28 protein-coding genes are annotated in these 24632 nt (G+C 59.8%); 12 read left to right on the top strand and 16 right to left on the bottom strand.

Annotated elements, in window-relative coordinates; all coding sequences use genetic code 11:
* Positions 1–72 precede the first annotated feature (72 nt).
* The 4 genes from AC0ZJQ_RS04430 to AC0ZJQ_RS04415 all read left to right on the top strand — a co-directional run bounded on the left by AC0ZJQ_RS04430 (position 73) and on the right by AC0ZJQ_RS04415 (position 3494).
* Entirely contained in the window at positions 73–1890 is a 1818-nt protein-coding gene (locus AC0ZJQ_RS04430; protein WP_009867964.1) for a penicillin-binding protein activator, read from the top strand.
* Positions 1887–2249, top strand: coding sequence for a YraN family protein (locus tag AC0ZJQ_RS04425; protein ID WP_009867966.1), 363 nt, complete (start codon positions 1887–1889; stop codon positions 2247–2249). The genes AC0ZJQ_RS04430 and AC0ZJQ_RS04425 overlap by 4 nt, the downstream gene beginning before the upstream one ends.
* Positions 2250–2328: 79 nt before the next feature.
* Positions 2329–2922 carry a phosphoheptose isomerase gene (locus AC0ZJQ_RS04420; protein ID WP_037019933.1) on the top strand — a complete coding sequence of 198 codons (594 nt, stop codon included), beginning with the start codon at positions 2329–2331 and terminating at the stop codon, positions 2920–2922.
* Positions 2919–3494 (top strand): BON domain-containing protein, encoded by a 576-nt coding sequence (locus tag AC0ZJQ_RS04415; RefSeq protein WP_009867970.1) that lies wholly within the window; start codon positions 2919–2921, stop codon positions 3492–3494. Before AC0ZJQ_RS04420 ends, AC0ZJQ_RS04415 begins: the two co-directional genes overlap by 4 nt.
* 168 nt (positions 3495–3662) lie before the next feature.
* On the opposite strand, the gene AC0ZJQ_RS04410 is transcribed toward AC0ZJQ_RS04415, so the two are convergent.
* The 7 genes from AC0ZJQ_RS04410 to rplM all read right to left on the bottom strand — a co-directional run bounded on the left by AC0ZJQ_RS04410 (position 3663) and on the right by rplM (position 8458).
* On the bottom strand, positions 3663–4070 hold the full coding sequence (locus tag AC0ZJQ_RS04410; RefSeq protein WP_102827570.1) for a ClpXP protease specificity-enhancing factor: 408 nt from the start codon (positions 4068–4070) through the stop codon (positions 3663–3665).
* A gap of 13 nt (positions 4071–4083) precedes the next feature.
* Complete coding sequence (locus AC0ZJQ_RS04405; RefSeq protein WP_009867974.1) at positions 4084–4701, bottom strand: glutathione S-transferase N-terminal domain-containing protein; 618 nt, start codon at positions 4699–4701, stop codon at positions 4084–4086.
* 88 nt (positions 4702–4789) lie between these two features.
* On the bottom strand, positions 4790–5569 hold the full coding sequence (locus tag AC0ZJQ_RS04400) for a cytochrome c1 (protein ID WP_009867976.1): 780 nt from the start codon (positions 5567–5569) through the stop codon (positions 4790–4792).
* Positions 5569–6780 (bottom strand): cytochrome b, encoded by a 1212-nt coding sequence (locus tag AC0ZJQ_RS04395; RefSeq protein WP_102827572.1) that lies wholly within the window; start codon positions 6778–6780, stop codon positions 5569–5571. Before AC0ZJQ_RS04395 ends, AC0ZJQ_RS04400 begins: the two co-directional genes overlap by 1 nt.
* Entirely contained in the window at positions 6780–7373 is a 594-nt protein-coding gene (gene petA / locus AC0ZJQ_RS04390) for a ubiquinol-cytochrome c reductase iron-sulfur subunit (protein ID WP_009867979.1), read from the bottom strand. The genes AC0ZJQ_RS04395 and petA overlap by 1 nt, the downstream gene beginning before the upstream one ends.
* 249 nt (positions 7374–7622) lie before the next feature.
* Positions 7623–8015 carry a 30S ribosomal protein S9 gene (gene rpsI, locus AC0ZJQ_RS04385; RefSeq protein WP_009867980.1) on the bottom strand — a complete coding sequence of 131 codons (393 nt, stop codon included), beginning with the start codon at positions 8013–8015 and terminating at the stop codon, positions 7623–7625.
* Between the two features lie 14 nt (positions 8016–8029).
* Complete coding sequence (rplM, locus tag AC0ZJQ_RS04380) at positions 8030–8458, bottom strand: 50S ribosomal protein L13 (RefSeq protein ID WP_009867981.1); 429 nt, start codon at positions 8456–8458, stop codon at positions 8030–8032.
* 414 nt (positions 8459–8872) lie between these two features.
* Here rplM and AC0ZJQ_RS04375 point away from each other — a divergent pair, with 414 nt between their 5' ends.
* On the top strand, positions 8873–9556 hold the full coding sequence (locus tag AC0ZJQ_RS04375) for an energy-coupling factor ABC transporter permease (RefSeq protein WP_213662723.1): 684 nt from the start codon (positions 8873–8875) through the stop codon (positions 9554–9556).
* Between the two features lie 41 nt (positions 9557–9597).
* On the opposite strand, the gene yacG is transcribed toward AC0ZJQ_RS04375, so the two are convergent.
* From yacG to pilB, 5 genes are all read right to left on the bottom strand, one after another.
* Positions 9598–9795 carry a DNA gyrase inhibitor YacG gene (gene yacG, locus AC0ZJQ_RS04370; protein ID WP_237264538.1) on the bottom strand — a complete coding sequence of 66 codons (198 nt, stop codon included), beginning with the start codon at positions 9793–9795 and terminating at the stop codon, positions 9598–9600.
* Entirely contained in the window at positions 9792–10397 is a 606-nt protein-coding gene (coaE, locus tag AC0ZJQ_RS04365; protein ID WP_237264536.1) for a dephospho-CoA kinase, read from the bottom strand. Before coaE ends, yacG begins: the two co-directional genes overlap by 4 nt.
* A gap of 102 nt (positions 10398–10499) precedes the next feature.
* On the bottom strand, positions 10500–11366 hold the full coding sequence (locus AC0ZJQ_RS04360; protein WP_476477368.1) for a prepilin peptidase: 867 nt from the start codon (positions 11364–11366) through the stop codon (positions 10500–10502).
* Between the two features lie 3 nt (positions 11367–11369).
* On the bottom strand, positions 11370–12590 hold the full coding sequence (locus AC0ZJQ_RS04355; protein WP_155551572.1) for a type II secretion system F family protein: 1221 nt from the start codon (positions 12588–12590) through the stop codon (positions 11370–11372).
* Positions 12591–12592: 2 nt separating this feature from the next.
* Complete coding sequence (gene pilB / locus AC0ZJQ_RS04350) at positions 12593–14296, bottom strand: type IV-A pilus assembly ATPase PilB (RefSeq protein ID WP_009867988.1); 1704 nt, start codon at positions 14294–14296, stop codon at positions 12593–12595.
* Between the two features lie 374 nt (positions 14297–14670).
* Between pilB and AC0ZJQ_RS04345 the strand changes: the two genes are divergently transcribed.
* The 6 genes from AC0ZJQ_RS04345 to AC0ZJQ_RS04320 all read left to right on the top strand — a co-directional run bounded on the left by AC0ZJQ_RS04345 (position 14671) and on the right by AC0ZJQ_RS04320 (position 18216).
* Positions 14671–14856 carry a type IV pilin protein gene (locus AC0ZJQ_RS04345; protein WP_054093589.1) on the top strand — a complete coding sequence of 62 codons (186 nt, stop codon included), beginning with the start codon at positions 14671–14673 and terminating at the stop codon, positions 14854–14856.
* 12 nt (positions 14857–14868) lie between these two features.
* Positions 14869–15309, top strand: a complete 441-nt coding sequence (locus AC0ZJQ_RS04340) for a hypothetical protein (protein ID WP_152947535.1) — start codon at positions 14869–14871, stop codon at positions 15307–15309.
* Positions 15310–15419: 110 nt separating this feature from the next.
* Positions 15420–15599, top strand: a complete 180-nt coding sequence (locus AC0ZJQ_RS04335; protein WP_081002739.1) for a type IV pilin protein — start codon at positions 15420–15422, stop codon at positions 15597–15599.
* Positions 15600–15675: 76 nt separating this feature from the next.
* Positions 15676–16485: an ABC transporter permease gene (locus AC0ZJQ_RS04330; protein WP_054093588.1), complete on the top strand. Its 810-nt coding sequence runs from the start codon at positions 15676–15678 to the stop codon at positions 16483–16485.
* 136 nt (positions 16486–16621) lie between these two features.
* Entirely contained in the window at positions 16622–17317 is a 696-nt protein-coding gene (locus AC0ZJQ_RS04325; RefSeq protein ID WP_476477367.1) for a hypothetical protein, read from the top strand.
* A gap of 2 nt (positions 17318–17319) precedes the next feature.
* On the top strand, positions 17320–18216 hold the full coding sequence (locus AC0ZJQ_RS04320) for an ABC transporter ATP-binding protein (RefSeq protein WP_165593980.1): 897 nt from the start codon (positions 17320–17322) through the stop codon (positions 18214–18216).
* Between the two features lie 135 nt (positions 18217–18351).
* Here AC0ZJQ_RS04320 and cysN read toward each other — a convergent pair whose 3' ends face one another.
* From cysN to AC0ZJQ_RS04305, 3 genes are all read right to left on the bottom strand, one after another.
* Entirely contained in the window at positions 18352–20250 is a 1899-nt protein-coding gene (gene cysN / locus AC0ZJQ_RS04315; RefSeq protein WP_165593981.1) for a sulfate adenylyltransferase subunit CysN, read from the bottom strand.
* 12 nt (positions 20251–20262) lie between these two features.
* Positions 20263–21180, bottom strand: coding sequence for a sulfate adenylyltransferase subunit CysD (cysD, locus tag AC0ZJQ_RS04310; protein ID WP_314019760.1), 918 nt, complete (start codon positions 21178–21180; stop codon positions 20263–20265).
* Between the two features lie 165 nt (positions 21181–21345).
* Positions 21346–22104 (bottom strand): Nif3-like dinuclear metal center hexameric protein, encoded by a 759-nt coding sequence (locus AC0ZJQ_RS04305; RefSeq protein ID WP_314019759.1) that lies wholly within the window; start codon positions 22102–22104, stop codon positions 21346–21348.
* 193 nt (positions 22105–22297) lie between these two features.
* Between AC0ZJQ_RS04305 and algW the strand changes: the two genes are divergently transcribed.
* Positions 22298–23467 carry a Do family serine endopeptidase AlgW gene (algW, locus tag AC0ZJQ_RS04300; protein ID WP_167136062.1) on the top strand — a complete coding sequence of 390 codons (1170 nt, stop codon included), beginning with the start codon at positions 22298–22300 and terminating at the stop codon, positions 23465–23467.
* Positions 23468–23491: 24 nt separating this feature from the next.
* Here algW and hisC read toward each other — a convergent pair whose 3' ends face one another.
* Positions 23492–24556 carry a histidinol-phosphate transaminase gene (hisC, locus tag AC0ZJQ_RS04295; RefSeq protein ID WP_155551564.1) on the bottom strand — a complete coding sequence of 355 codons (1065 nt, stop codon included), beginning with the start codon at positions 24554–24556 and terminating at the stop codon, positions 23492–23494.
* Positions 24557–24632 lie beyond the last annotated feature (76 nt).

Below are 24632 nucleotides of genomic sequence, written 5' to 3'. Positions count from 1 at the left end.
CCGCAACATCGCGACCGCGCCGGTGCTTGGGTACAATCCGCGCATTTCGCCATTGCCTTCAGGAACGATTACATGATGGCTCGCCTACGCCCGCTGCTGATTCTCGGCCTCGTTGCACTACTCACGGCCTGCGCCAGTTCCCCCTCATCCACGCTGGGTGAGCTGCCGCGCACACCGCAGGCCACGACGCAGCAATTGTTGCAGCAGGCCGATCAGAGCGATCCTGCGAAAGCCGCCGAGTTGCGCCTGGCAGCGGCCGATCAGAGCCTCGCCAAGGGCGAGACAGCACGGGCCCGAGGCATTCTCGAACAGGTGCCACTGGACAACCTGAAGCCCGCCCAACAGATCTTTGCCAGCACCCTTTTGGCCGAAATCGCACTGAGCGAGGGGCAACCACAACAGGCTCAGCAAGCACTGGCGCATCCGGCTTTCGAGCGCCTCGGTGAGCTGCCGGTCGACCAGCAAATTCGCAGCCAGACGGCTCGCGCACGGATGCTGGAAGCCAACGGGCAGACGCTGGCCGCCGCACGTGAGCGTATCTTCACCGCCCCGCTGCTCAGCGGCACCGCAGCAAAGGAGAACCATGAGGCGATCTGGACCCTCCTTTCCGCACTACCGGCCGGGGAAAGCCAAGGTGCTGGTGGCGATACCGATCTCGACGGTTGGCTATCCCTCGCATCAGCGGTGAAACAGGCCGGCACCCTCACGCAGCAGCAACGTGCGATCGACAGCTGGGTTGCGCAGCACCCTCAACACCCCGCCGCCAAACAGCTGCCGGCGGCGCTCGAGCAGCTGCGCCAGCTCGCCGATCAGCCGCTTACGCACGTCGCCCTCCTGCTGCCGATGCAGGGCCAGCTGGCGTCCGTGGCGCAGGCGTTGCGCGACGGCTTTCTTGCTGCGCACTTGCAGGCCCAGCAGGCAGGCGCAGCCGACTTGCGGATCGAACTCTACGACAGCTCGCGTATTTCCTCGTTGGACGAGGTCTATCAGCAGGCGCAAGCAGATGGTGTCCAGCTCATCATCGGCCCACTGGAAAAAGATCTGGTACGCCAGCTAAGCGAGCGCGAGCGTCTGCCGATCACAACGCTGGCGCTCAATTATAGCGACGCAGGACAGAACACACCGCCACAACTGTTCCAGTTCGGCCTGGCAGCCGAAGACGAAGCGCGCGAAGTAGCCCGGCGCGCATGGGCGGACGGCCATCGCCGCGCCATAGCCTTGGCGCCACGCGGCGAATGGGGTGCGCGCATCCTCGCAGCCTTCCGTCAGAGCTGGGAGGATGCCGGCGGTACGCTGGTCGCCGCCGAACCGCTGGCAGAGCCAGTGGAACTGGCCAACCAAATTGCCGCACTGCTCCAGCTGCGCAACAGCGAATCGCGCGCGCAGAGCATGCAGAACACGCTCGGCAAGGATGTGAGCAGTCAGCCCACACGTCGCCAGGATGTCGACTTCATCTTCCTTGCGGCCACTCCGCAGCAAGCCCAGCAGGTCCGCCCGACGCTGATCTTCCAGTACGCCGGCGACATCCCGGTTTACGCCACATCACACCTGCACGCGGCAAATCAGAACCGTACCCAGTATCTCGATCTCGACGGCATCCGCTTCGCTGAAACACCGTGGCTACTCGATCCACAGCTCCCGCTGCGCCAACAGATCGAGCGACAGTGGCCGCAGGCCGCGGGCAGCCTGGGACGCCTGTACGCAATGGGCGCCGATGCCTACCTGCTCGCCCCGCGACTGAATCAGCTGCTGGCGCTGCCGAATACGCAGCTGGACGGACTGTCTGGCACACTGAGTCTCAATCCGCAGCAACGCATCGAACGTCAGCTGCCTTGGGCGCAATTTCGCGACGGTCAAGTCGAACGCCTGCCACTCAATCCTTTGCCATGAGCGAACACCTGGCGCGGGGGCGCAGCACCGAGACCCTGGCGCACGATTATCTCGTCCGCCAGGGGCTGCGTCTGCTGGCACAGAATTGGAGCTGCCGCAGCGGAGAGCTCGATCTGGTCATGCTGGACGGCGATACAGTAGTATTCGTCGAGGTTCGCTACCGACGCCACGCGGCCTGGGGTGGCGCTGCCGCCAGCGTCGATAGCCGAAAACAGCAAAAGCTGATCAGAGCCGCCGAACTGTTTCTGCAGCAAGAGGCTCGCTGGGCTAAGTACCCCTGCCGCTTCGACGTCATCGCACTGGATGCCGGCGGGCCGATCATGGATCAGCACTGGATCCGCAACGCCTTTGACAGCTGAACGCTCACCACAGCGCGGCATTCGAGCACGCTTACAGCAAGCCTCCCCTGGCTTGCCCATCATTGAAGGTCATCCATCGATGGATATGCAAACCCGTATTCGGCAGCTTTTTCAGGCCAGCATCGACACCAAACAGCAAGCGATGGGCGTCCTCGCGCCCAGCATCGAGCAAGCCGGACAGGCGATGGTTAACGCGCTGCTCAGCGAGGGCAAGATTCTCACCTGCGGCAATGGTGGATCGGCCGGCGATGCCCAGCATTTTTCCTCTGAACTACTGAACCGCTTCGAGCGTGAACGCCCGAGTCTGCCCGCCATCGCGCTGACGACTGATAGCTCGACGCTGACTTCTATCGCCAACGATTACAGCTACAACGAGGTTTTCTCCAAGCAGATACGCGCGCTGGGCCAACCGGGCGATATTCTGCTGGCGATTTCCACCAGCGGTAACTCCGCGAATGTGATCCAGGCCATCCAGGCCGCGCATGACCGGGAGATGCTTGTGGTGGCCCTTACCGGACGAGACGGCGGTGGTATGGCTTCGCTGCTGCTTCCGGAAGATGTCGAAATCCGGGTACCGGCCAACGTTACCGCGCGCATCCAAGAGGTCCATTTGCTGGCCATTCATTGCCTGTGCGATCTGATCGACAATCAGCTGTTTGGGAGTGAAGAATGAAAGCGCTGCGCCTGCCTGCATTCCTCGGCCTGTGCCTGCTCGCTACAGGCTGCAGTTCGGTATTGAACGCCACGCGCGAAGAGCCGATTGCAGACAATCGCGGCACTCGCACTATCGGCAGCACCATCGACGACTCGCTGATCGAAACCAAGGCGGCGGTCAATATCGCCAAGGCCCACGTCGATCTTGACCAGGGGTCGCATATTGTCGTCGCCAGCTACAACGGCGTCGTTCTGCTGGCCGGGCAAACGCCGCGCAGCGATCTCAAGCAGATGGCCGAGCAGGCGGCTAGCTCCGTGCAGCGCGTAAAGCGCGTCCATAACGAGCTGCAGGTACTGCAACCGTCATCGGCCCTGGCGCGAAGCAACGACACTTGGCTGACAACCAAGATCAAGGCTCAGATGCTCGCCGACAACAGCGTTCCGGGCTCGCGCATCAAGGTGATCACCGAAAACGGAATCGTCTATCTGCTGGGCCTGGTGACCCGCCAGGAAGGCAATCGCGCCACCAGCGTGGTGCAAGGTGTCGGCGGCGTGCAACGCATCGTCAAGCTCTTCGAATACATCGATTAACGATCAGTCAGCAGGTGGCCGAGCTGCGGAAAGCACCTCGGCTGCCACGTGAGCAGAAACGAAACGGTCGCTTTCCGGAGTGCGAGAGAAACCGCAAGCACCTCAGCAGCTCCCGCCTTTCGGCGCGCTTAGCCAACCTCGCCCCCGATTCCGCCGATTCCGCCGCCCTTACTTAACAACCTTCAGACTCGGCCGACCCGCCGGACGCTGGCCGCCCTCGCCATCCACCGCGCCGCCCCCATCAGCAGGCGAATCGTCCGGGGATGTCGGCTCAATCTCAAAGACCATACCTTGTCCGTTCTCGCGCGCGTAGATGGCCATCACCGCACCAGCGGGAATGTACAAGGAATGCGATACACCACCGAAGCGCCCCTCGAAGCTTACCGCCTCATTGTCCATTTGCAGATTGCGCACCGCACTCGGCGCCACATTCAGCACGATCTGACCGTCGTTGGCAAAACCGGCCGGAATCTGCACCCCGCGGTATTCGGCATCGACCAACAGATGGGGCGTGCAATCGTTATCAACAATCCATTCGTAAAGCGCTCGGACCAGATAAGGGCGACTCGAATTCATGTGAAAGCCTCCTTCAACGCATAGTGCGCTCAATGGATGAAACACTAGCCTGGAAAGCCTCGCGGGCGAAGTTGCGCTCCATGTAGTCAAGCAACGGTCGGGACGCTCGCGGCAGCTCAACTCCGAGCACCGGCAATCTCCAGAGAATCGGCAACAAGCAGCAATCGACAACGCTCATCTCATCGCTCATGAAGTACGGCTTCTCCGCGAAAACCGGCGAAACACCGCTCAGGCTTTCCCTGAGCTCCTTGCGCGCCTGCGTGCGCGCCTCTTCACGGGTACGCCGATCCAGGATGCGGTCAACCAACGAACACCAGTCCCGCTGGATACGATGCACCAGCAACCGCGTGTGGGCGCGCGCCACCGGATAGACCGGCAGCAGCGGCGGGTGCGGATAACGCTCCTCTAGATATTCAAGGATGACCCCTGGCTCATACAGCACCAGATCACGGTCAACCAGCGTTGGTACGCCAGCGTAGGGGTTCAGCTCGGCCAGCCTCGCCGGGCACTGCCCCGCCTGAACATCAATGACCTCGACAGCGACGCCCTTCTCCGCAAGCGCAAGGCGCACTCGATGAGAGTAATGATCGGCAGGATCGGAATAGCAGGCCAAGCGGTTGGCTGCAGCCATAGGTCCTTCCTCATGCGGTTATCCGAAAGCAGAAAAAACACGCGCGCCCATTGGGCGCGCGTGAGGTGCAGCTTGAACAGCAGAGTACTTAGTGAACGTCTTTCCAGTACTCGCGTTTGAGCAGGTAGGCGAACACGAAGAAGAATGCCAGGAACAGCAGCACGTAGGTGCCGATGCGCTGACTTTCCAGCTTGACCGGGTTGGCCGAGTAAGCCAGGAAGGTCACCAGATTCTTGATCTTCTCGTCGTACTCCGCCTCGCTCAGGGTGCCAGTACCCGGCTCCACAATCATCTGATCGCAAGCTTCCTGAGTGATCGGCGTGCCGGTCAGCGGATCGAACTGCTTGCGTCCGTCCTCAACGACCTGCACCTGCTTGCAACCCATTACGCGGCGGCCCTGCAGCGGTGCCAGCACGTGCGGCATACCGACGTTCGGGAACACCGTGTTGTTGACCCCGTATGGGCGGGCCGGGTCTTCATAGAAGCTGCGCATGTAGGTATACACCCAGTCATTGCCACGAACGCGCGCAACCAGCGTCAGATCCGGCGGCGGAGCACCGAACCAGACCTTGGCGTCTTCGGCCTTCATGCCGGTCTTCATATGATCACCGAACTTGGCGCCAGTGAAGACGACATTCTTCATCATGATGTCTTCCGGAATTCCGAGATCGGTAGCGACACGCTCATAACGCTGATACTGCGTTCCATGGCAGCCCATGCAGTAGTTGGCGAACGTCTTCAGACCATCCTGCATCGCGGCCTTATCGGTCAGATCGATCTCGACCTTGTCCAGGTGAGGCTCGGTGCCGGCCGCGAACGCAAAGACCGGCAGAATCGCGAGAATCAATGCAGCAAATTGCTTTTTCATCAGCCATCCACCCTTTGCGGAACCACTTTGGTCTTCTCGAGCCGGGTGTAGAACGGCATCAGAACGAAGTATCCGAAGTAAATAACAGTACAGATCCGAGCCAGCAACGTGCGCTCCGGAGTAGGCGCGAGAACACCCAGAACACCCAGGATCACGAAGGCGATGCAGAAGGCCAGCAGCGCGATCTTGCTCATCCAACCCTTGTACTTCATGGACTTGACCGGGCTGCGATCGAGCCACGGCAGCACGAACAGCACCGCAATCGAAGCCCCCATCGCCACTACGCCCAACAGCTTGTCCGGAACCGCGCGCAGAATCGCGTAGAACGGAGTGAAGTACCAAACTGGTGCAATGTGCGCAGGTGTCTTAAATGCGTTAGCCACCTCGAAGTTCGGCTTCTCGAGGAAATAGCCACCCATTTCAGGGAAGAAGAACACGATGGCGCAGAAAACGAACAGGAACACCACCACACCGACGATGTCTTTGACGGTGTAATACGGATGGAACGGAATACCGTCCAGCGGTACGCCGTTTTCGTCCTTGGTCTTCTTGATGTCGACGCCCAGCGGGTTGTTCGAACCGACTTCGTGCAGCGCCAGGATGTGCAGCACGACCAGCCCGAGAATCACGATCGGCAGAGCAATCACGTGCAGTGCAAAGAAACGGTTCAGCGTGATGCCGGAGATCAGATAGTCACCACGGATCCACTGAGTCAGATCGTCGCCGATGACCGGAATGGCACCGAACAGCGAAATGATCACCTGGGCACCCCAGTAGGACATCTGCCCCCAAGGCAGCAGATAACCCATGAAGGCTTCGGCCATCAGCGCCAGGTAAATCATCATGCCGAAGATCCACACCAGCTCGCGCGGCTTCTGGTACGAACCGTAGAGCAGACCACGGAACATATGCAGATACACCACCACAAAGAACGCCGAAGCGCCGGTGGAGTGCAGGTAGCGGATGATCCAGCCGTACTCCACGTCGCGCATGATGTACTCGACGGACGCGAAGGCGCCTTCGGCCGAAGGCTCGAAGCTCATCGTCAGCCAGACACCGGTCAGTATCTGGTTGACCAGAACCAACAGAGCCAGCGAACCAAAGAAGTAGAAGAAGTTGAAGTTCTTCGGCGCGTAATACTTGGACAGATGGTCTTCCCACATTTTCGTCGCGGGGAAGCGGGCATCGACCCATTCCATGAACTTGCTCATCAGGCTTTCTCCTGGTCCACGCCGATAATGATGACATTATCGGTTTCGTACGTGTGCGGGGGCACCGGCAGGTTCAACGGAGCGGGCTGCGCCTTGTAAACACGTCCAGCCATGTCGTACTTGGAGCCATGGCAAGGACAGAAGTAGCCGCCCAGCCAATCAGCACCGAGGTCAGCCGCTGCCACTTCAGGACGGAAGGACGGCGCGCACCCCAGATGGGTGCAAAGTCCGACGACCACCAGCAGTTCCGGCTTGATCGCACGGTTCTTCGGATCGACATATGTCGGCTGCACCGACGCCTTGGACTCAGGGTCGGCCACCTGAGGAGTCAGCTTCTCCAGATTGCCGAGCACCTCCTCGGTGCGACGCACGATAAATACCGGCTGACCCCGCCACTCGGCGACCATCTGCTGTCCCGGCTCGATTTTGCTGACATTCACTCTCACCGGTGCACCGGCAGCCTTGGCCTTGGCACTCGGGAACCACGATCCCACGAACGGGACCGCGGCACCCACCGCTCCTGCAGCACCTACCACCGAAGTGGCGGCTACGAGGAAGCGACGCCGGCCAGCATTCACGCCGTCATTGCTCATTCAGTCGTCTCCCATCAGCTTCTTATGACCTGCTTGGAAGCAGGCATTTACTACGTAAAATCGGGCCGCGAAAAATTCGCCAAATGGTAAAGAAAAGCCCCCCTCCTGACAAGGCAATAGCCTGACACAAATCGGCTGGAGCCCTACAGGATCGCGGCCTCCGGCGCGCGACATGCTGTCGCAGCGAATACCTCGCCCATAAAAAAACGCCCGGACCTTGCGGAGCCGGGCGTTCTTTTGAAGCGCTTGTTAGCGCTTGGAGTACTGCGGACGCTTACGCGCTTTGCGCAGGCCGATCTTCTTACGCTCTACCTCGCGAGCATCGCGAGTAACGAAACCAGCTTTGCGCAGCGGGCTACGCAGAGTCTCATCATAAGAGATCAGCGCACGGGTGATGCCATGGCGGATAGCGCCAGCTTGGCCAGTCACACCGCCACCAAGAACAGTAACGTACACATCGAACTTCTCGGCAGTGGCAGTCAGCTCGAGCGGCTGACGAACCACCATGCGCGCGGTTTCGCGACCAAAGAAGTTATCCAGCTCACGATTGTTGATCGAAATCTTGCCAGTACCCGGACGCAGGAAAACGCGTGCGGTTGCAGTCTTGCGACGGCCAGTGCCGTAATTTTGAGTCGCCGACATAATGAACTATTCCGTTAAATCTTCAGTTCTTGGGGCTGCTGAGCGGAGTGCGGGTGGTTGGCACCCTTGTACACCTTCAGCTTACGATACATGTCGCGACCCAGCGGGTTCTTTGGCAGCATGCCTTTTACCGCAGTCTCGATCACGCGCTCGGGCGCCTTGGCGATCAGCTTCTCGAAGTTGATCGACTTGATGCCACCCGGAAAACCGGAGTGAGAGTAGTACATCTTGTCGGAAGTCTTGGCACCAGTAACACGCACCTGCTCCGCGTTGATCACAACGATGTAGTCGCCGGTATCGACGTGCGGGGTGTATTCCGGCTTGTGCTTGCCACGCAGGCGGCTAGCGATTTCGGTTGCCAGACGACCCAGGGTCTGGCCGGCAGCGTCGACGACGAACCAGTCGCGCTTGACGGTTTCCGGTTTAGCAGTAAAAGTCTTCATTCGTTATAGCCTCAGGGGCCGCCCTGAAAATAAGACGGCGAATCTTACTGAATGGTGCTCGCCCTGGCAAGGCCAGGACAGCCGGAAACAGACGCTATCGGGGGCTCGGGTCAGCGCGTCCGCTACGGCGGTGATTCGGCAGGCTAGGCATCCCCTGCCTTCTTTGTGTCACCAGGCTAGGCATCCCCGGCGACAGGCTGCGGAATTATCCTGATTGCCGTAGAAATAGCAACCGCCTTTTTGCCCATCCGACCTGGCGCGCCTTGTGATGCACCCCTACGGCAATATCATCTACCCCCATCGTGTTAGCGTTTCGACGAACGCGAACACCCAATGACACCCGCGCCACCTTGTCGCTAAGCTGCGCGCTTCTGAAACAGATGCACGCAAACTAAATACCGAGGATCGCCTTCAATGATCTCTGCGCACCTGCTCGCGCCGGCTAGCCTTCTTGCGGGCTGGTTGATCTATGCGTTCGCCCTGCTCTGGGCTGCCTGGCGCGCGCCGTGGGTTGAACTGTTCAGCGACACAAGGCGCCAGCACTTGTTGTTTGGCGCCATGCTGGCGATCTTCCTGCTCTGGCTGGTGCGGCGCGACTTCGACTCCGGACTGTCCTTCCATTTTATCGGCCTGACCGCCGTTACGCTTTTGCTTGATTGGCCGCTGGCCATCCTCGCCGCCTTCAGCGCGCAACTCGGCCTGACGCTCACCGGTCACCAGCATCTGATCGCACTGGGCATGAACGGCGCGCTGCTGATTCTTATTCCTGTGCTGATAACCGTAATCTGCGCACGTCTAGTCGAACGGGCTCAACCGCGCAACCTGTTCGTCTTCATATTCTTTTCCGGATTCTTCCCAGCGGCACTGGCGGCGATGTTCTGCGTGCTGGCCTCGCTGGGCATACTGCTGGTGGACGGGAGATATCCCATGCCTCCTTGGCTGGAGGACTTCGCAGGTTATCTCTGGCTGGTAATGTTTCCGGAAGCCTTCATCAACGGCACCGCTGTCACCGCACTGGTGGTTTTCTGCCCGGACTGGCTGGAACGTTTTAACCGCAGCCGCTACCTGCAAGCACCTTGGAAAGATGAAGAACGCTAGCCTGACACTGCAAGCTCCGGGTTCTGCTACCCGGCGCCAGATCAATGCTCACGCAGCGGCAGATCAGCAGAGAACAGCTCATCTTCTACCCCATCACCGGGGACTGCATGCTCTTCAGCGGCCCACGCCCCAAGATCGATCAGTTTGCAGCGTTCGCAACAGAACGGCCGGTGCGGACTTTGCTCCCCCCACTCCACCGGCGCCCCGCAGGTAGGACATATAACGCTGATCGCGGTCACTGCCGACCTCCTCGTAACGTCAGATAGAAACAGTGCAAGCGTTCCACTTCCGTCTGCAGCCAACCCAGGTCGCGATCATTCAGCAACACATCGTCGGCGTGACGCATACGCTCCTCGCGCGAAGCCTGCACCTTGAGAATAGCCCGGACCTGCTCTTCACTAATCCGGTCCCGCCCTACGGTGCGCTCGACCTGCAGTGCCTCCGGAACATCTACCACTAGCACGCGATCTACCTCTCGGTACTGTCCTGATTCCACCAGCAAGGGTGAAACCAGGATCGCGTACGGCGATTCGGCCTTGGCCAGATGCGCGGCAACCTCTGCACGAATCAACGGATGCAACAACTGCTCGAGCCAAACGCGCTCACTTGGATCCAGGAAGATCCGCTCGCGAAGCGCCGCTCGATTCAAAACCCCTTCATGCAGTACGCCCGGGCCAAAATGCTCAACGATTTGCTGCAACGCCGGACGCCCCGGCTCCACCACCCACCGAGCAGCCTGATCGGCATCCACCACATGTATGCCGAGGCTGGCGAAATGGTTGGCCGCCGCAGTCTTGCCGCTGCCAATACCGCCGGTCAAACCGAGAATCCAAGGCTTCATCAACACATCCACGCAATTCCAATGGGTTCGCAGTAGTACTCACTCAGCACGCCAATGCAAGGCGCGGCCAGCCTTTACGCCCCAAATTTAAACGGCGCAGGCTCACATATGCGCGAACTGCAGATAGCCACGAGTAATGGAATCACCCCACAACAACGCAATCCACCCGGCAATGGCCAGATAAGGCCCGAAAGGAATCGGCGTGCTCTGCGCAGCACGGCGTATGCGCAGCAGGATGCTGCCAAGCACCGCCCCTACCAGCGAGGACAACAGAATGGTGAGCGGCAGCACTTGCCAACCGCCCCAAGCACCGATCATCGCAAGCAGCTTGAAGTCGCCGTAACCCATGCCCTCCTTGCCGGTAACCAGCTTGAACAGCCAGTAAACCGTCCCCAGACTCAGGTACCCGGCGATCACTCCCCACAGCGCGTCTACCGGCGAGACAAAAAGGTCACCACTATTAACGATCAGCCCCAACCAGAGCAGCGGCAGCACCAGCGAATCCGGCAACAGCTGATGATCGATATCAATCAGACTCATCGCCAGTAGCCCCCAGGTCAGCAACAGCATGGCGCCTGCCTGCCAAGTAAAGCCAAAGTGCCAAGCCACGTAACCCGAGAGAAGCCCGCAAGCAAGCTCAACCAGCGGATAACGAGCAGGGATAGGCTTCTTGCAAGACGAGCATCTGCCCCGCAGCGCCATCCAGCTCAGTAACGGAATGTTTTCCCACGACCGAATCGCATGCGCGCAATGCGGGCATCGCGAAGGCGGCAGGAACAGGTTGAACGCCGCCCCAGCCGATTCGGGCGGCAGCTCCAGAAACTCCCGCGCCTGCGCCTGCCACTCGCGCTGCATCATGATCGGCAGACGATAGATGACCACATTGAGAAAACTGCCTACTAACAGGCCGAGCAGCCCCGCACACAAAACAAAGGCCAGCGCACGGCTGGCCAGAAATTCAAGCATCATCGATCAGCCGACCACGCTGCCCAGCTGGAAGATCGGCAGGTACATCGCAATGATCAACCCCCCCACCAATACACCCAGGACAGCCATAATCATCGGTTCCATGAGCGTGGTTAGGTTGTCCACCATATTATCAACCTCAGCCTCGTAGAAGCTCGCCAGCTTATCCAGCATTTCATCCAGCGCGCCGGACTCCTCGCCGATTGCCGTCATCTGAATAGCCATCGTTGGGAAGATTCCAGTGGTGCGCATGGAGAAATTGAGCTGTACGCCCGACGAGACATCGCTACGGATCTTCGTCACCGCATTACGAAACACCACGTTACCCGTGGCACCAGCCACTGAATCCAGCGCATCCACCAGCGGCACACCAGCCGCGAACGTGGTAGACAGCGTTCGCGCGTAACGCGCAACCACCGACTTGTAAAGAATATCCCCGACTATCGGCAACTTGAGCAGTAGACGATCGAGCGAGTCGCGAAACTTCTCCGACGACTTGTAGACATGCTTGAACACGAATGCTGCGGCAAACATCACCGCGAACACTACGTACCACCACTCCTGCAGCCAACGCGAAAGGTAGACCACCATCATGGTGAAAGCTGGTAGTTGGGCGCCAAACCCTTCGAATACGCTCTCGAACTGTGGAACCACCTTGATGAGCAGAATCGCCGAAACGATGATCGCCACCACGATCACCGCGATCGGGTAGGTCATGGCTTTCTTTATCTTCGCCTTGAGCGCTTCGGTTTTTTCCTTGTAGGTCGCCACGCGATCCAGAAGCGTTTCCAGCGCACCGGACTGCTCGCCAGACTCGACCAGATTGCAATACAGGTCGTCGAAATATTGCGGTTTCTTGCGCAGCGAGCCGGCGAAACTGTTACCCGCAGCCACTTCTTGCTTGATCTCGTCTACCAGCTTGCGCATGTTGGGGTTGTCGAAACCCTCGCCGATAATGTCGAACGACTGCAAAAGCGGAACTCCCGCTTTCATCATCGTTGCCATCTGCCGGGTGAACAGCGCGATATCCATCGGCTTGATCTTCTTACCCGAACCGAACAGCGAAACGGCTTTCTTGCGGACCTTTAGCGGATTGATGCCCTGCTTGCGAAGCTGCGCCTTGATGAGCGCGGGACTTTGACCAGTCAACTCACCTTTAACCTTGCCACCTTTTCTATCGGTGCCCTCCCAGGTGAACACACTGGTTTTCAACGCTTTTTCCGCCATGGTTAATCCTTGGTCACGCGGTTGACTTCTTCCAGGCTGGTGACGCCATGCATGGCCTTAACCAGTCCCGAAGTGCGCAGATCATTGAAACCATCTTTGCGCGCCTGCTGGGCGATATCGATGGAGTTACCTTCTTCCATGATAAGCCGCTGCAAGGCTGGCGTGATTTTAACCACTTCATAAATACCGACACGTCCCTTGTAGCCACCCTTGCAACTGTCGCAGCCCACTGGACCAAATAGTTTGAATGTGCCGATCTTCTCAGCCGGAAACCCCTCCTTGAGCAGCACCTCGCGCGGCACTTCAACCTCTCTCTTGCACGCCGAGCACAGCTTACGCGCCAACCGCTGAGCGATGATCAGGTTGACCGAAGTCGCAATGTTAAAAGCCGGCACACCCATATTGCGCAGGCGTGTCAGCGTTTCCGCTGCGCTATTGGTGTGCAGCGTCGACATCACCATATGCCCGGTTTGCGCCGCTTTGATGGCAATCTCGGCGGTTTCAAGGTCGCGAATCTCGCCGACCATGATGATGTCCGGGTCTTGACGCAGGAAAGCGCGCAGCGCTTGAGCGAAATCCATACCCTGACGCGGATTGACGTTGACCTGGTTGATCCCCTCCAGGTTGATCTCCACCGGGTCCTCCGCGGTAGAGATGTTCACGTCAACGGTATTGAGGATGTTCAGGCCGGTATACAGCGAAACCGTCTTGCCCGATCCCGTAGGGCCAGTCACCAGGATCATGCCCTGCGGCTGCTTTAGGGCGTTCATGTACAGCTCTTTCTGGGCGTCCTCATAGCCCAGGGCATCGATCCCCATCTGCGCGCTGGCCGAATCCAGAATCCGCATCACGATCTTCTCGCCCCACAGCGTGGGCAGGGTGTTCACGCGAAAATCAATGGACTTGGTTTTTGACACCTTCATCTTGATTCGCCCGTCCTGCGGCTTACGCCGCTCGGCGATATCCAGACTGGCCATGACCTTCAGTCGCGCCGAAATCCTGCTGACCAACTGCACCGGAGGGCGGGCCACCTCGTGCAACATGCCGTCGGTACGAAACCGCACGCGATAGGTCTTCTCGTAAGGCTCGAAGTGCAGGTCGGACGAGCCACCCTTGATGGCATCCAGCAACATCTTGTTGACGAAGCGCACCACCGGCGCGTCATCGGCCTCGCTGTGCTCCGCGCCATCATCCTTCGCCTCTCCAGCCACCTCAACATCTAGGTCATCCAGATCCGAGCTGCTCAATCCGTCCAGTGCCGTGGCGGCCGATTCGAAGAACTTCTCGATGGCCTCGCCTAGCTTGTCATCCTCGACCAGCACGCCTTCGACCGAGAGTCCGGTATTGAACTGGATATCGCTGATAGCCTGATGATTGGTCGGGTCCGATACCGCCACGTACAGCTTGTTGCCACGGCGCTGCAGCGGTAGAGCGCGGTGCTGGCGCACCAGCTTCTCACTGACCAGATCGCGCGGCTGGGCATCTTTATCTAGCGCCGAGAGATCGAAGAACGGCACGCCGAACTGGTCGGCAGCGATTTCCCCAAGCACACGACTCTTAACCAGCTTGTTCTGTACCAGCCAGGTCACCAGCGACGACTGATTGCGCTGTGCCTGCAGTTGCGCCTGCGCAGCAGCCTTTTCATCCAACTGGCCTGCCAGTACCAACTGCCGGGCGAGACCACCGAGAGAAACAGTTTCGTTCATGAAAGCGAACCAGAGGCGGGAGAGAATCGCTGCCTTATAACCTAGTTCGAAGAGCGAGCCAAACCGACAAAAACCGTGTGGCGTTTTTTGTCACTTGCTGACGAGCGCAGCCGTAGTGACTGCCATTCGCCCGCCTCGGCGCCCAGGCCTATCAAGAATCGTGGAGGAGCACCGTGGCCGAGCAAGGATGGCGACGAAAAACGGGTAAACGCCGCCACACGGCGCCCGCCACGTAAAACCAATCCAGATCGGGAAGACCAAATAGTGAGCCAGCGCACACCCTTGACCTCACCTCGAACTATCCCGCCACGCCTGGCATAGAAGCTGCTCCTGTTACGCCGGGTCCAAGACCTTACCAACACAGGAGCTTTTCCATGAAATCCATCAAGAAGCAAAAAGGTTTCACCCTGATTGAATTGATGATTGTAGTTGCAATCATCGGCATTCTGGCTGCTATCGCTATTCCGCAGTTCAACGAATACCGCGCAAAATCCAATGACACTGTCGCAACGGCCGATGCAAAAAATTCCATCAGCGTTTTAGCAGCCGCCCAGCTTTAAGGAGCACATAACATGAAAAAATACCTAATCGGCTTGGCCATGGCCACCAGCATCTTTGCCGCAAACGGCTATGCAGCAGAAATCAAATCCGGCACTCCAATTACTGCAGACGCTGCGGGCTGCGAGCTTCTCTCCCAGGAAGTAACCATTAATCTTTCGAGCAATGTCTTTGGCGCCTTCTCCTGCCAAAAAGCAAACAATGTAATCAAAGTCGCCACCTGTCATAAAGGCGGCAACCGTAAAATCGAAACAATCAAGTGCGCCGTAGTAGACAAAGACGAAGCGGGTAACTCGGTATGGAATGATTCGTCCTGCAAATCCACCGATGACACGTTCGAGTCTCAAAATTTCGGCAAAGCTGCATTTGCAACCACCGCTGGCGGAAGCGTTGCAGCAAAAAGCCTGTCTGGCTTTTGCGATAGCGCAACTCCGCTAGAAGCCGCTGTTAAGTAATAATGGAACTACGCTTAGCAGCGCAAGTGAAGAACGCAACATACGCGAAGGCGCTCTAACGTTATCCAAACCAGAAAGGGGCGCGCAGCCCCTTTCTCCATGAGACTAAAATGAAGCACTCATCAGCATTCACCTTCATTGAAGTGCTAATTACTGTTGCCATAATTTCTACGCTAATCGCGATTGCCATTCCTAGGTTTTTTGAGCTCCAAGCAACCAGCAATGACACCTCCGCATGGGCAGACGCCAAGAACTCAATAAATATCTTAGCAGCAAGCAAAGCGAGATAATCCACCAGCATTGAATAATACAACGAATCAACATTGGAGCTAAAATTCCGAAAGATTCGCACATGGTAATTTACTCATGGCAGCCTCTCCCGATGTCGTAATCGCCTTTCGCCTCGCATCTCGCGCTCGCTTTGCTTGGCTAGCGGCAAGCTCTCTGCTGGCACTGACCATTGCAGTGTTTCTTTCCGCACAGTTCAGCGGTCGTCAGCCCGCCACCGTGGCGCTGGATATCGGCCTGTCATTGCTACGACTACTGTTGCCTCTGATACTCGTCCTGACGACCCAGGAACTGCTGTCGCGCGAATTTGACCGTCGCTATATCCTCAATACGCTTTCCTATCCTAATCCGCGACGCAATCTGTTGCTGGGTCGCTTCGCCGCCGTTGTAGCCCTGACGCTCGGATTGTTGGTGCTGTTGGCCGCCGCGCTGGCGCTGCTGGTCTGGTTGATTGGCCAGAATTACGCACAAGCAACGCCGGTTGCCTTGGGCCCCCAGTATCTGGTTACGATTGCTTTTATCGCCGTTGATCTACAGTTGCTTGCGGCAGTCGCCAGTTTGCTCGCGGTGGTCGCGTCCACACCGAGTTTCGTCCTGATCGGCACGTTCGGTTTCATGCTGGTGGCGCGCTCGTTCGGCGCGATTGTCGAGCTGCTGACCCGCAATACCGCTGTGGTAACCGATGCGGAAAATTATCGATCCGGCATCGGGCTTCTGGGCTACTTGTTGCCCGACCTGGGCGCGCTGGATGTGCGCATGATCGCCCTGTATGGCCGAATGGAATTGCTGCCGGCCGACTGGCCTTGGCTGCTGTTGTCTTGCCTAGTCTACACGGTCGGCCTGCTGGGACTGGCGGTATGGGCATTGCAGCGTAAGCGTTTCGCCTGACATGCGTACGCATCGCTCGCTGAATGTCGCCCTGCTGGGTTTCGCGCTGTTCGCAGCCCTCGCCATTTGGCGCGCCCAACAACCGGTAACGCTGACACCGGCCTTCTTCGCCGATCGCGTGGTAATTCCCGCGCCATTGCTGGTCGTCCTGCATGGCGGTGACCGCTTTCTGGCCGCCGATCTCGAAACCATGCGCCTGGCTGCGACTGGCATGGATGATCGCGGTGTGGATACCGGTTATTTGGTCCGTGCCCAGCGCGAAGTCGCCCGCCTCAACGCCTGCCATGAAGACAATTACTATCTTGCCAACGGCCTGCTCACCTGGGGCGGCGCCGTGGAGCAGGGCAATGACGTGCTGCGCGCTGCGGTCGACTGCCGCTTCTGGGATGAATTTCCGCCGTTCTTCTATGGCATCAACCTTTCCTTCTTTCAGCGCGATAAAGAAGCCGCGGCCCGTATGCTGGAGATCGGCGCGCAGCGTTCAACAGGTAATGCCGCGGCCATGCGCAAGCTGGCGATCATGCTGCGCGCCGAGCAGTTCGCCAACGAGCGCCTGGCACTCAATTACCTGATCCAACAACGCGACAGCACCTCAGACCCACAGCTTCGCGAGATGCTGGACAAGCGTGTCATCCGCCTGCAAGGGCTACTCATGCTGCGCGAAGCGCAGCGCCGTTTCGAGTCCACATATGGTCCTCTGACCCATCTGGAACAGCTGGTCGAAACGCATATCCTCGACAACCTACCTGCCGATCCATTGCGCCTTGGCTATGAACTGCGCGGCGGACAGGTCGAACTGAAAAAACTGAAGATTGCCGGATTGGAGGAATAGCCTTGAGCGCAGCCGTGGAATTCAAGGGCGTCAGCCATACCTTCCGGACCAAGGGCAAGCGGGTCGAGGCTGTACGCGATGTAAGCTTCCGCCTGGATGAAGGGGAAGTATTCGGCTTCGTGGGCCCCAACGGTGCGGGCAAGTCCACCACGATTAAAATCATGCTGGACATCATCAACGACTATCAGGGCCAAGTGACGCTCTATGGCAGCGATGCGCATCGGGCCGAAGCTCGACGCGGCATGGCTTACGTACCGGAAGCGCCAGCGCTTTACGACCAATTCACGCCGCTGGAAATACTGCGTATGGGGCTGTCGATGTACGGCATCGACCGTAGCGACTCCGAAGCCTGGTGCATGCAGTGGCTGGAGCGCTTTTCCATCGCCGAGTACGCCAAGCGGCGCATCCGGCATTTGTCCAAGGGCAATGTTCAGCGCACGGCGTTGGCCCACGCGATGGCCGTTCAGCCTCGGCTGCTGGTGCTCGACGAGCCGCTGTCCGGACTGGATCCGGTAGGGCGCAAGGATGTGGTCGACATTCTCAACGACTACAAGCAGCAGGGCGGCGCGATCTTCTTCACATCGCACGTTCTCCACGATGTTGAACGCATCGCCGATCGGTTCGGCTTCATCAACAAGGGCCAATTGCTGACGGTACGCTCACCACGCGAGTTGGCGGCCGAACGGGCCGACCATTTCGTTGTGCGTTACCAGGCCGACCAGCCGCTTGGGCAGAGCTGCGTTGCGCTTCGCCCCGGTGAGTATGAATCCGAAATGGCGCAGCACGAACTCCCCAACGCCATTGCCCACCTCAACAATACCAGCGGACACTTGCTCGCCATCCAGCCGGTAATATCGTTGGAAAGCGTGTTCTTCCGCATTCTCGCCGAAGCTACCTGACTGCCACCGCCCTCTTCGCGCCTGCGGCTAATCCAAACCGTTTACGCAGGAGTCGACCTGGGCGCCCTGACGGCCACCTACTCGTAAAAAAGAACGCCCTGCATTAGCAGGGCGTTCTTTCTTCTGTGCGGCGTTTTAGATCGCCCCACGCTCACGCAGCAGCTGGATCACCAGCGTTGCGCCCTCCTCCACCGTTGAGGTTTCGGTATCGACCACCAAGTCCGCATTCAGCGGAACGTCATAGGGGAAGGACTCGCCGGGGATGTTGTCATCGCCGGCCGCATACAACCCCTGCGGATCGCGGTGGCGGCAGATTTGTGGCGAAGCCTGGACGTAGACAGTAATCAGCCGGCCGGCGCCGACAAGTGCCTTGGCCTGCTCGCGCCCCTCGGCATCCGGGGCGACGAAGGCCGCGAGCGTCAGCAGCCCAGCTTCGTTGAATTGCTTGGCAACATGTGCGGCGCGGCGCCAGTTCTCGGTGCGACCGGCACGGTCCTGCGGCAGCCCTTTGTTCAGATCGTGGCGCAGGTTCTGACCATCGAGCACGTACACGGCACGCCCCATGTCGAACAGTTTGCGCTCCACGGCATACGCCAAGGTGCTCTTGCCAGCGCCGGACAGGCCGCTGAACAGCACGGTCGCCGGTTGCTGCCCGAAACGTGTGGCGCGCTCCTCGGTAGAAACGTGGGCCAGCATCCCGTGGTGGGCGCCGGCACCGTGAGTAACCGGATCGGCGATGATCATGCCGGCGCCGACGGTGCCGTTGCTCAGCCGGTCGATGACGATGAAAGCGCCGGTGGTGCGGTTCTGTGCGTAGCCGTCCAGCGCGATCGGCGCGTCCAGACTGACGCGGACCTTGCCAATCTCGTTGAGCTGCAGGCTGCTCGCCGCAGCTCGCTCCAGCGTATTCACGTCCACGCTGTGGGCGATGCTGGCGATCGAACCCGGCACGTAACTGGTGGCGCGCTTGATGTCGTATTTTTTGCCCGGCAGCATCGGCTCCTCGCCCATCCACACCAGCATCGCGTCGAAGCTATCGGCGATACGCGGGCGATTGTCGGCATGCACCAGCATGTCGCCGCGCGAGACATCGATCTCGTCTTCCAGCGTCAGGGTGATGGCCTCGCCCGGTGTGGCCTGCTCCAGCTCACCGTCGAACGTGACGATGGATTTGATGCGGCTGGTCTTGCCGGACGGCAGCACGGCGATCTCGTCGCCCTTGCGCACGATGCCGCTGGCCAGGGTACCGGCGAAACCGCGAAAGTTCAGGTTCGGTCGATTGACGTACTGCACCGGGAAGCGCAGGTCGCCCAGATTGCGATCTCCGGCGATCTCGACGCTTTCGAGAATCTCCATCAGCGACTGGCCTTCGTACCAGGGCGCGCGTTCGCTCCGATTGACCACGTTGTCGCCCTTGAGCGCCGACATCGGCACGAAGAACAGCGAGGTCGGCTGCAGTCCGATGCGCTCGGCGAACGCCAGGTAGTCGGCCTTGATGCGCTCGAACACGGCCTGATCGAAGTCCATCAGGTCCATCTTGTTGATGGCCACAACGATGTGCTTGATGCCCAGCAGCGAGGCGATGTAGCTGTGGCGGCGAGTCTGCGTCTGCACGCCGTAGCGGGCGTCGACCAGGATGATCGCCAGGTCGCAGGTGGATGCGCCGGTAGCCATGTTGCGGGTGTACTGCTCATGGCCGGGGGTGTCGGCGATGATGAACTTGCGCTTGGCAGTGCTGAAATAGCGGTAGGCGACATCGATGGTGATGCCCTGCTCGCGCTCGGCCTGCAGGCCGTCAACCAGCAGTGCCAGGTCAACGTCGTCGCCGGTGGTGCCGACCTTCTTGGAGTCCTTGGTGATGGCCTCCATGTGATCTTCGTAAATCATCTTGGAGTCGTGCAGCAGGCGCCCGATCAGGGTGCTCTTGCCATCGTCGACGTTGCCGCAGGTAAGGAAGCGCAGTAGCTCCTTGCGCTCGTGCTGGGCCAGGTAGGCGAGGATGTCCTCGCTGATCAGATCGGATTGATGAGACATGGTGCGAAATCCTTAGAAGTAGCCCTGGCGTTTCTTTTCTTCCATCGAGCCAGCCTGATCGTGGTCGATCACGCGGCCCTGGCGCTCGGAAGTACGGGTCAGGAGCATCTCCTGGATGATCTCCGGCAGCGTCGTGGCGGTGGATTCCACCGCACCGGTCAGCGGGTAGCAGCCGAGGGTGCGGAAACGCACGATCTTCTTAGTGATGCGTGCCTTCTCGTCATCGGACAGGTGCTCAAGGATGCGCTCGTCGTCGATCATGATCAGCGTGCCGTTCTTCTCGATCACCTCGCGCTCTGCGGCGAAGTACAGCGGCACGATTGGAATCTGCTCAAGGTAGATGTATTGCCAGATGTCCAGTTCGGTCCAGTTGGACAACGGGAAGACGCGGATCGACTCGCCTTTCTTCACTTTGCCGTTGTACACGTTCCACAGCTCGGGGCGCTGGTTCTTCGGGTCCCAGCGGTGCTTGCTGTCACGGAAGGAATAGACGCGCTCCTTGGCGCGGGACTTCTCTTCGTCGCGGCGCGCACCACCGAAGGCGGCATCGAAGCCGTACTTGTCCAGCGCCTGCTTAAGCCCCTCGGTCTTCATCACATCGGTGTGCTTGGCGCTACCGTGGGTGAACGGGTTGATGTCCTGGGCGATGCCATCCGGATTGACGTGGGTGATCAGGTCCAGGCCCATCTCGGCGACCATCCGCTCGCGGAAGCGGTACATTTCCTGGAACTTCCAGCGCGTATCGACATGCATCACCGGAAAGGGCAGCTTGCCGGGGTAGAAGGCCTTGCGCGCCAAGTGCAGCATCACGGCCGAATCCTTACCGATGGAATAGAGCATCACCGGGTTGTCGAACTCCGCGGCAACCTCGCGGATGATGTGGATGCTTTCCGCCTCCAGCTGTTTCAGATGCGTCAGTTTGTCGACCATGTCTACTCGCGGTTTGTGCAGATGAACGGCGCAGGGCCGTGGAAAGGCGCCAACTCTAGCACGCGCCCCGATTCTAATCAGGGCGTCAGTTAGATCGAAATCTTATAGATTTATAGCCGCAGACCTGCGCGCAACGGCGCTTGCGCTAGACGCAGAATCCGGCCGTCAGGCCGGGTTGGCGCAATCGATGAAGCGGTGCTCGATGCCGAATTGCGCGGCCAGATAGTCGCCCAGCGCCTGCACGCCATAGCGCTCGGTGGCGTGATGCCCGGCGGCGAAAAAGCTCAGTCCGTTCTCACGCGCGATGTGCACCGTCGGCTCGGAGATTTCGCCGGTCAGGTAGGCATCGACGCCGGCGGCCACCGCCTGCTCTATGTAGCCCTGGGCGCCGCCAGTGCACCAGGCGATACGCTGGATCGGTCGCTGCCCATCAATCAACAGCGGTTCGCGACCGAGCGCTTGGTGGACCTGGCGCTGGAATTCCACCGGCGACATAGGCGCACGCAGCGAGCCGACCAGCCCCACCGATTTCGGATTATCCGGCTCCAGCGCCCCCTCGACGCGCAAGCCCAGCACCCGCGCGAGCTGCGCGTTGTTGCCGACTTCCGGATGCACATCCAGCGGCAGGTGATAGGCGAGCAGACTGATGTCGTGGTTCAACAACGTCTTCAGCCGCCGCTGCTTCATGCCGACGATGCGCGCATCCTCGTTCTTCCAAAAATAGCCGTGATGCACCAGCACCACGTCAGCCTGCGCCTCGACCGCAGCGTCCAGCAGCGCCTGGCTGGCCGTCACGCCGCTGACGATACGCCGCACCTGCGCCAGGCCTTCGACTTGCAGACCGTTGGGGCAATAGTCGGCGATCTTCGCCGCATTCAGATAACGATCGCACTCGGCGACCAGTGTCGTAAGCGCAACGGACATGCGCACCTCTCGAATTCAATGGGAAAGCGAACAGATTCTGCGGCAGCGAAGCTCGGCCGGACGCACTCGTCTGAGGCATCTCGCAAACACCGCGATACTGCAGAGCGCAGCTGCATTTCGTTTGCAGCTTCGTATAATGCCGCCACCTTAAAGGGGCGCTCCCTGCGCTCGCAACCTGTCCGGATCCTTCGCGATGCTCAATGCCCTGCGTTTCATTGGCTGGCCGCTGCTGGTAGGTATTCTCGTCGCGCTGCTGCTCATTCAACGCTACCCACAACTGGTCGGCGGTGCCGCTGAGAGCTACACCCTGGAGCGCGCACCGCAAGCCATCGCGACGACTCCCGGACCGAATTCCTATGCAGCGGCCGTCAGCGGAGCCGCACCGGCGGTGGCCAACCTGTACACCACCAAGGTGGTCGAGAAGCCGCAACAGCAGCCGCTGGCGAAGGACCCGGTGTTCCAGCGCTTCTTCAGCGACAGCCTGCCGCGCCAGCGCCGTATGGAATCGAGCCTCGGATCGGCGGTGATCATGAGCCCGGAAGGCTACCTGCTGACCAACAACCACGTCACCGCCAACTCGGAACAGATCGTGGTGGCGTTGCGCGACGGTCGGGAAACCCTGGCCCGGGTTATCGGCAGCGACCCGGAAACCGACCTGGCGGTGCTCAAGATCGACCTGGCCGAACTACCCGTGATCAAGGTCGGGCACTCCGACAGCATCCGTGTCGGCGACGTCGCCCTTGCCATCGGCAACCCGTTCGGCGTCGGCCAGACAGTGACGATGGGCATCATCAGCGCCACCGGGCGCAACCAGCTGGGCCTCAATACCTACGAAGATTTCATCCAGACCGACGCTGCAATCAACCGTGGCAACTCGGGTGGCGCGCTGGTGGACGCCAACGGCAGCCTCATCGGCATCAACACGGCAATCATCTCCGAGTCCGGCGGCTCACAAGGCATCGGCTTCGCGATCCCGGTGAAGCTGGCACTGGAGGTGATGACGTCGATCATCCAGCACGGCCAGGTCATCCGCGGCTGGCTGGGCGTCGAGGTGCAGTCGCTGACGCAGGAACTGGCCGAGTCGTTCGGCCAGGAAGGCCGCCCGGGCATCGTCGTCGCCGGCGTCTATCGCGATGGGCCGGCTGAGCGCGCCGGATTGCAGCCCGGCGATCTGATCCTGAGCATCGACGGTGAACAGGCCAGCGACGGGCGCAGCTCGATGAATCAGGTGGCGCGCACCCGCCCTGGTGACAAGATCGACATCGACATCCTGCGCAATGGCAAGCCGCTGACCTTCACCGCGGAGGTCGGCATGCGGCCGCCGGTTGCGGCCACCACGCCGAAGCCCACCAAACCCGAGTAGCGCGTCGCTGCCGGCAGGCCCGTGTTATGCCGGCTGGCAGAGCCCGCCCAATGCCGCCAGCAGCGCCTGGTTCTGCTCCGGCGTGCCAATGGTGATACGCAGGAACTGCTCGATGCGCGGCTGGCGGAAGTGGCGCACGATCACGCCCTGCTCGCGCAATCCGGCGGCAAGCCCGCCGGCATCGTGCAGCGGATGGCGGGCGAAGATGAAGTTGGCGGCCGACGGCAGCACCTCGAAGCCCAGTGCCGTCATCGCCGCGACGACCTGTTCACGACTGGCGATTACCTGCTGGCAGGTCTGCTCAAAATATCCACGATCCTCGAATGCCGCGGCGGCACCGGCAATGGCGATGCGATCCAGCGGGTAGGAGTTGAAGCTGTTCTTGATCCGCTCCAGCGCCTCGATCAACTCCGGATGGCCGACCGCGAGACCGACGCGCAAACCTGCCAGCGAACGCGACTTGGACAGCGTCTGGGTCACCAGCAGATTCGGATAGCGGTCGATCAGCGCGATGGCCGATTGGCCGCCGAAATCCACATAGGCCTCGTCCACCAGCACCACGGAATCACAGTTGACCTGCAGCAGCCGCTCAATGGCGTCTAGCGGTAACAGGCAGCCGGTCGGCGCGTTCGGGTTGGGGAAGATGATGCCGCCGTTCGGGCGCGCGTAATCGGCCACGTCGATGCGGAACTGTTCGTCCAGCGCGATGGTTTCGTAGGCGATACCGTAAAGCCCGCAATAGACCGGGTAAAAGCTGTAGGTCACATCGGGGAATAGCAGCGGACGTCCGTGCTGGAACAGGCCGTGGAAGGCATGTGCAAGCACCTCGTCGGAACCGTTGCCAACGAACACTTGGTTCGGCTGCACGCGGTAATAGTCGGCTACCGCCTGCTTGAGGCGTTCGCCGTTGGGGTCGGGGTACAGGCGCAGGTCGTCGCTGACTTCCGCCTGCATCGCTGCGATCGCCTGCGGCGACGGGCCGTAGGGGTTCTCGTTGGTATTGAGCTTGACCAGCTTGCTCAGCTTCGGCTGTTCGCCCGGGACATAGGGCACCAGGTCCTTGACGAAGGGGCTCCAGAATCTGCTCATCCGCCCTTCTCTCCTCGAATTCGATCTGCTTGGCGTCGATGGAAAACCACACGGTGTTTTCCACCAAGTGAGGTGT

This window comes from Stutzerimonas sp. 21-1 (assembly GCF_056336065.1).
The sequence above is the reverse complement of the archived record's forward strand: the minus strand, read 5'-3'. Positions and strand labels throughout refer to the sequence as shown.

Bases quoted from the DNA above. Each gene is read 5' to 3' on its own strand.
- rpsI (WP_009867980.1), bottom strand. From the start codon at position 8,015: ATGTCGGCGACTCAAAATTACGGCACTGGCCGTCGCAAGACTGCAACC.
- AC0ZJQ_RS04400 (WP_009867976.1), bottom strand. From the start codon at position 5,569: ATGAAAAAGCAATTTGCTGCATTGATTCTCGCGATTCTGCCGGTCTTT.
- cysD (WP_314019760.1), bottom strand. From the start codon at position 21,180: ATGGTCGACAAACTGACGCATCTGAAACAGCTGGAGGCGGAAAGCATC.
- AC0ZJQ_RS04355 (WP_155551572.1), bottom strand. From the start codon at position 12,590: ATGGCGGAAAAAGCGTTGAAAACCAGTGTGTTCACCTGGGAGGGCACC.
- cysN (WP_165593981.1), bottom strand. From the start codon at position 20,250: ATGTCTCATCAATCCGATCTGATCAGCGAGGACATCCTCGCCTACCTG.
- AC0ZJQ_RS04305 (WP_314019759.1), bottom strand. From the start codon at position 22,104: ATGTCCGTTGCGCTTACGACACTGGTCGCCGAGTGCGATCGTTATCTG.
- AC0ZJQ_RS04395 (WP_102827572.1), bottom strand. From the start codon at position 6,780: ATGAGCAAGTTCATGGAATGGGTCGATGCCCGCTTCCCCGCGACGAAA.
- hisC (WP_155551564.1), bottom strand. From the start codon at position 24,556: ATGAGCAGATTCTGGAGCCCCTTCGTCAAGGACCTGGTGCCCTATGTC.
- rplM (WP_009867981.1), bottom strand. From the start codon at position 8,458: ATGAAGACTTTTACTGCTAAACCGGAAACCGTCAAGCGCGACTGGTTC.
- AC0ZJQ_RS04340 (WP_152947535.1), top strand. From the start codon at position 14,869: ATGAAAAAATACCTAATCGGCTTGGCCATGGCCACCAGCATCTTTGCC.
- AC0ZJQ_RS04410 (WP_102827570.1), bottom strand. From the start codon at position 4,070: ATGAATTCGAGTCGCCCTTATCTGGTCCGAGCGCTTTACGAATGGATT.
- AC0ZJQ_RS04345 (WP_054093589.1), top strand. From the start codon at position 14,671: ATGAAATCCATCAAGAAGCAAAAAGGTTTCACCCTGATTGAATTGATG.
- AC0ZJQ_RS04425 (WP_009867966.1), top strand. From the start codon at position 1,887: ATGAGCGAACACCTGGCGCGGGGGCGCAGCACCGAGACCCTGGCGCAC.
- petA (WP_009867979.1), bottom strand. From the start codon at position 7,373: ATGAGCAATGACGGCGTGAATGCTGGCCGGCGTCGCTTCCTCGTAGCC.
- AC0ZJQ_RS04405 (WP_009867974.1), bottom strand. From the start codon at position 4,701: ATGGCTGCAGCCAACCGCTTGGCCTGCTATTCCGATCCTGCCGATCAT.
- AC0ZJQ_RS04375 (WP_213662723.1), top strand. From the start codon at position 8,873: ATGATCTCTGCGCACCTGCTCGCGCCGGCTAGCCTTCTTGCGGGCTGG.
- AC0ZJQ_RS04430 (WP_009867964.1), top strand. From the start codon at position 73: ATGATGGCTCGCCTACGCCCGCTGCTGATTCTCGGCCTCGTTGCACTA.
- AC0ZJQ_RS04330 (WP_054093588.1), top strand. From the start codon at position 15,676: ATGGCAGCCTCTCCCGATGTCGTAATCGCCTTTCGCCTCGCATCTCGC.
- coaE (WP_237264536.1), bottom strand. From the start codon at position 10,397: ATGAAGCCTTGGATTCTCGGTTTGACCGGCGGTATTGGCAGCGGCAAG.
- AC0ZJQ_RS04415 (WP_009867970.1), top strand. From the start codon at position 2,919: ATGAAAGCGCTGCGCCTGCCTGCATTCCTCGGCCTGTGCCTGCTCGCT.
- AC0ZJQ_RS04335 (WP_081002739.1), top strand. From the start codon at position 15,420: ATGAAGCACTCATCAGCATTCACCTTCATTGAAGTGCTAATTACTGTT.
- pilB (WP_009867988.1), bottom strand. From the start codon at position 14,296: ATGAACGAAACTGTTTCTCTCGGTGGTCTCGCCCGGCAGTTGGTACTG.
- algW (WP_167136062.1), top strand. From the start codon at position 22,298: ATGCTCAATGCCCTGCGTTTCATTGGCTGGCCGCTGCTGGTAGGTATT.
- AC0ZJQ_RS04360 (WP_476477368.1), bottom strand. From the start codon at position 11,366: ATGATGCTTGAATTTCTGGCCAGCCGTGCGCTGGCCTTTGTTTTGTGT.
- AC0ZJQ_RS04420 (WP_037019933.1), top strand. From the start codon at position 2,329: ATGGATATGCAAACCCGTATTCGGCAGCTTTTTCAGGCCAGCATCGAC.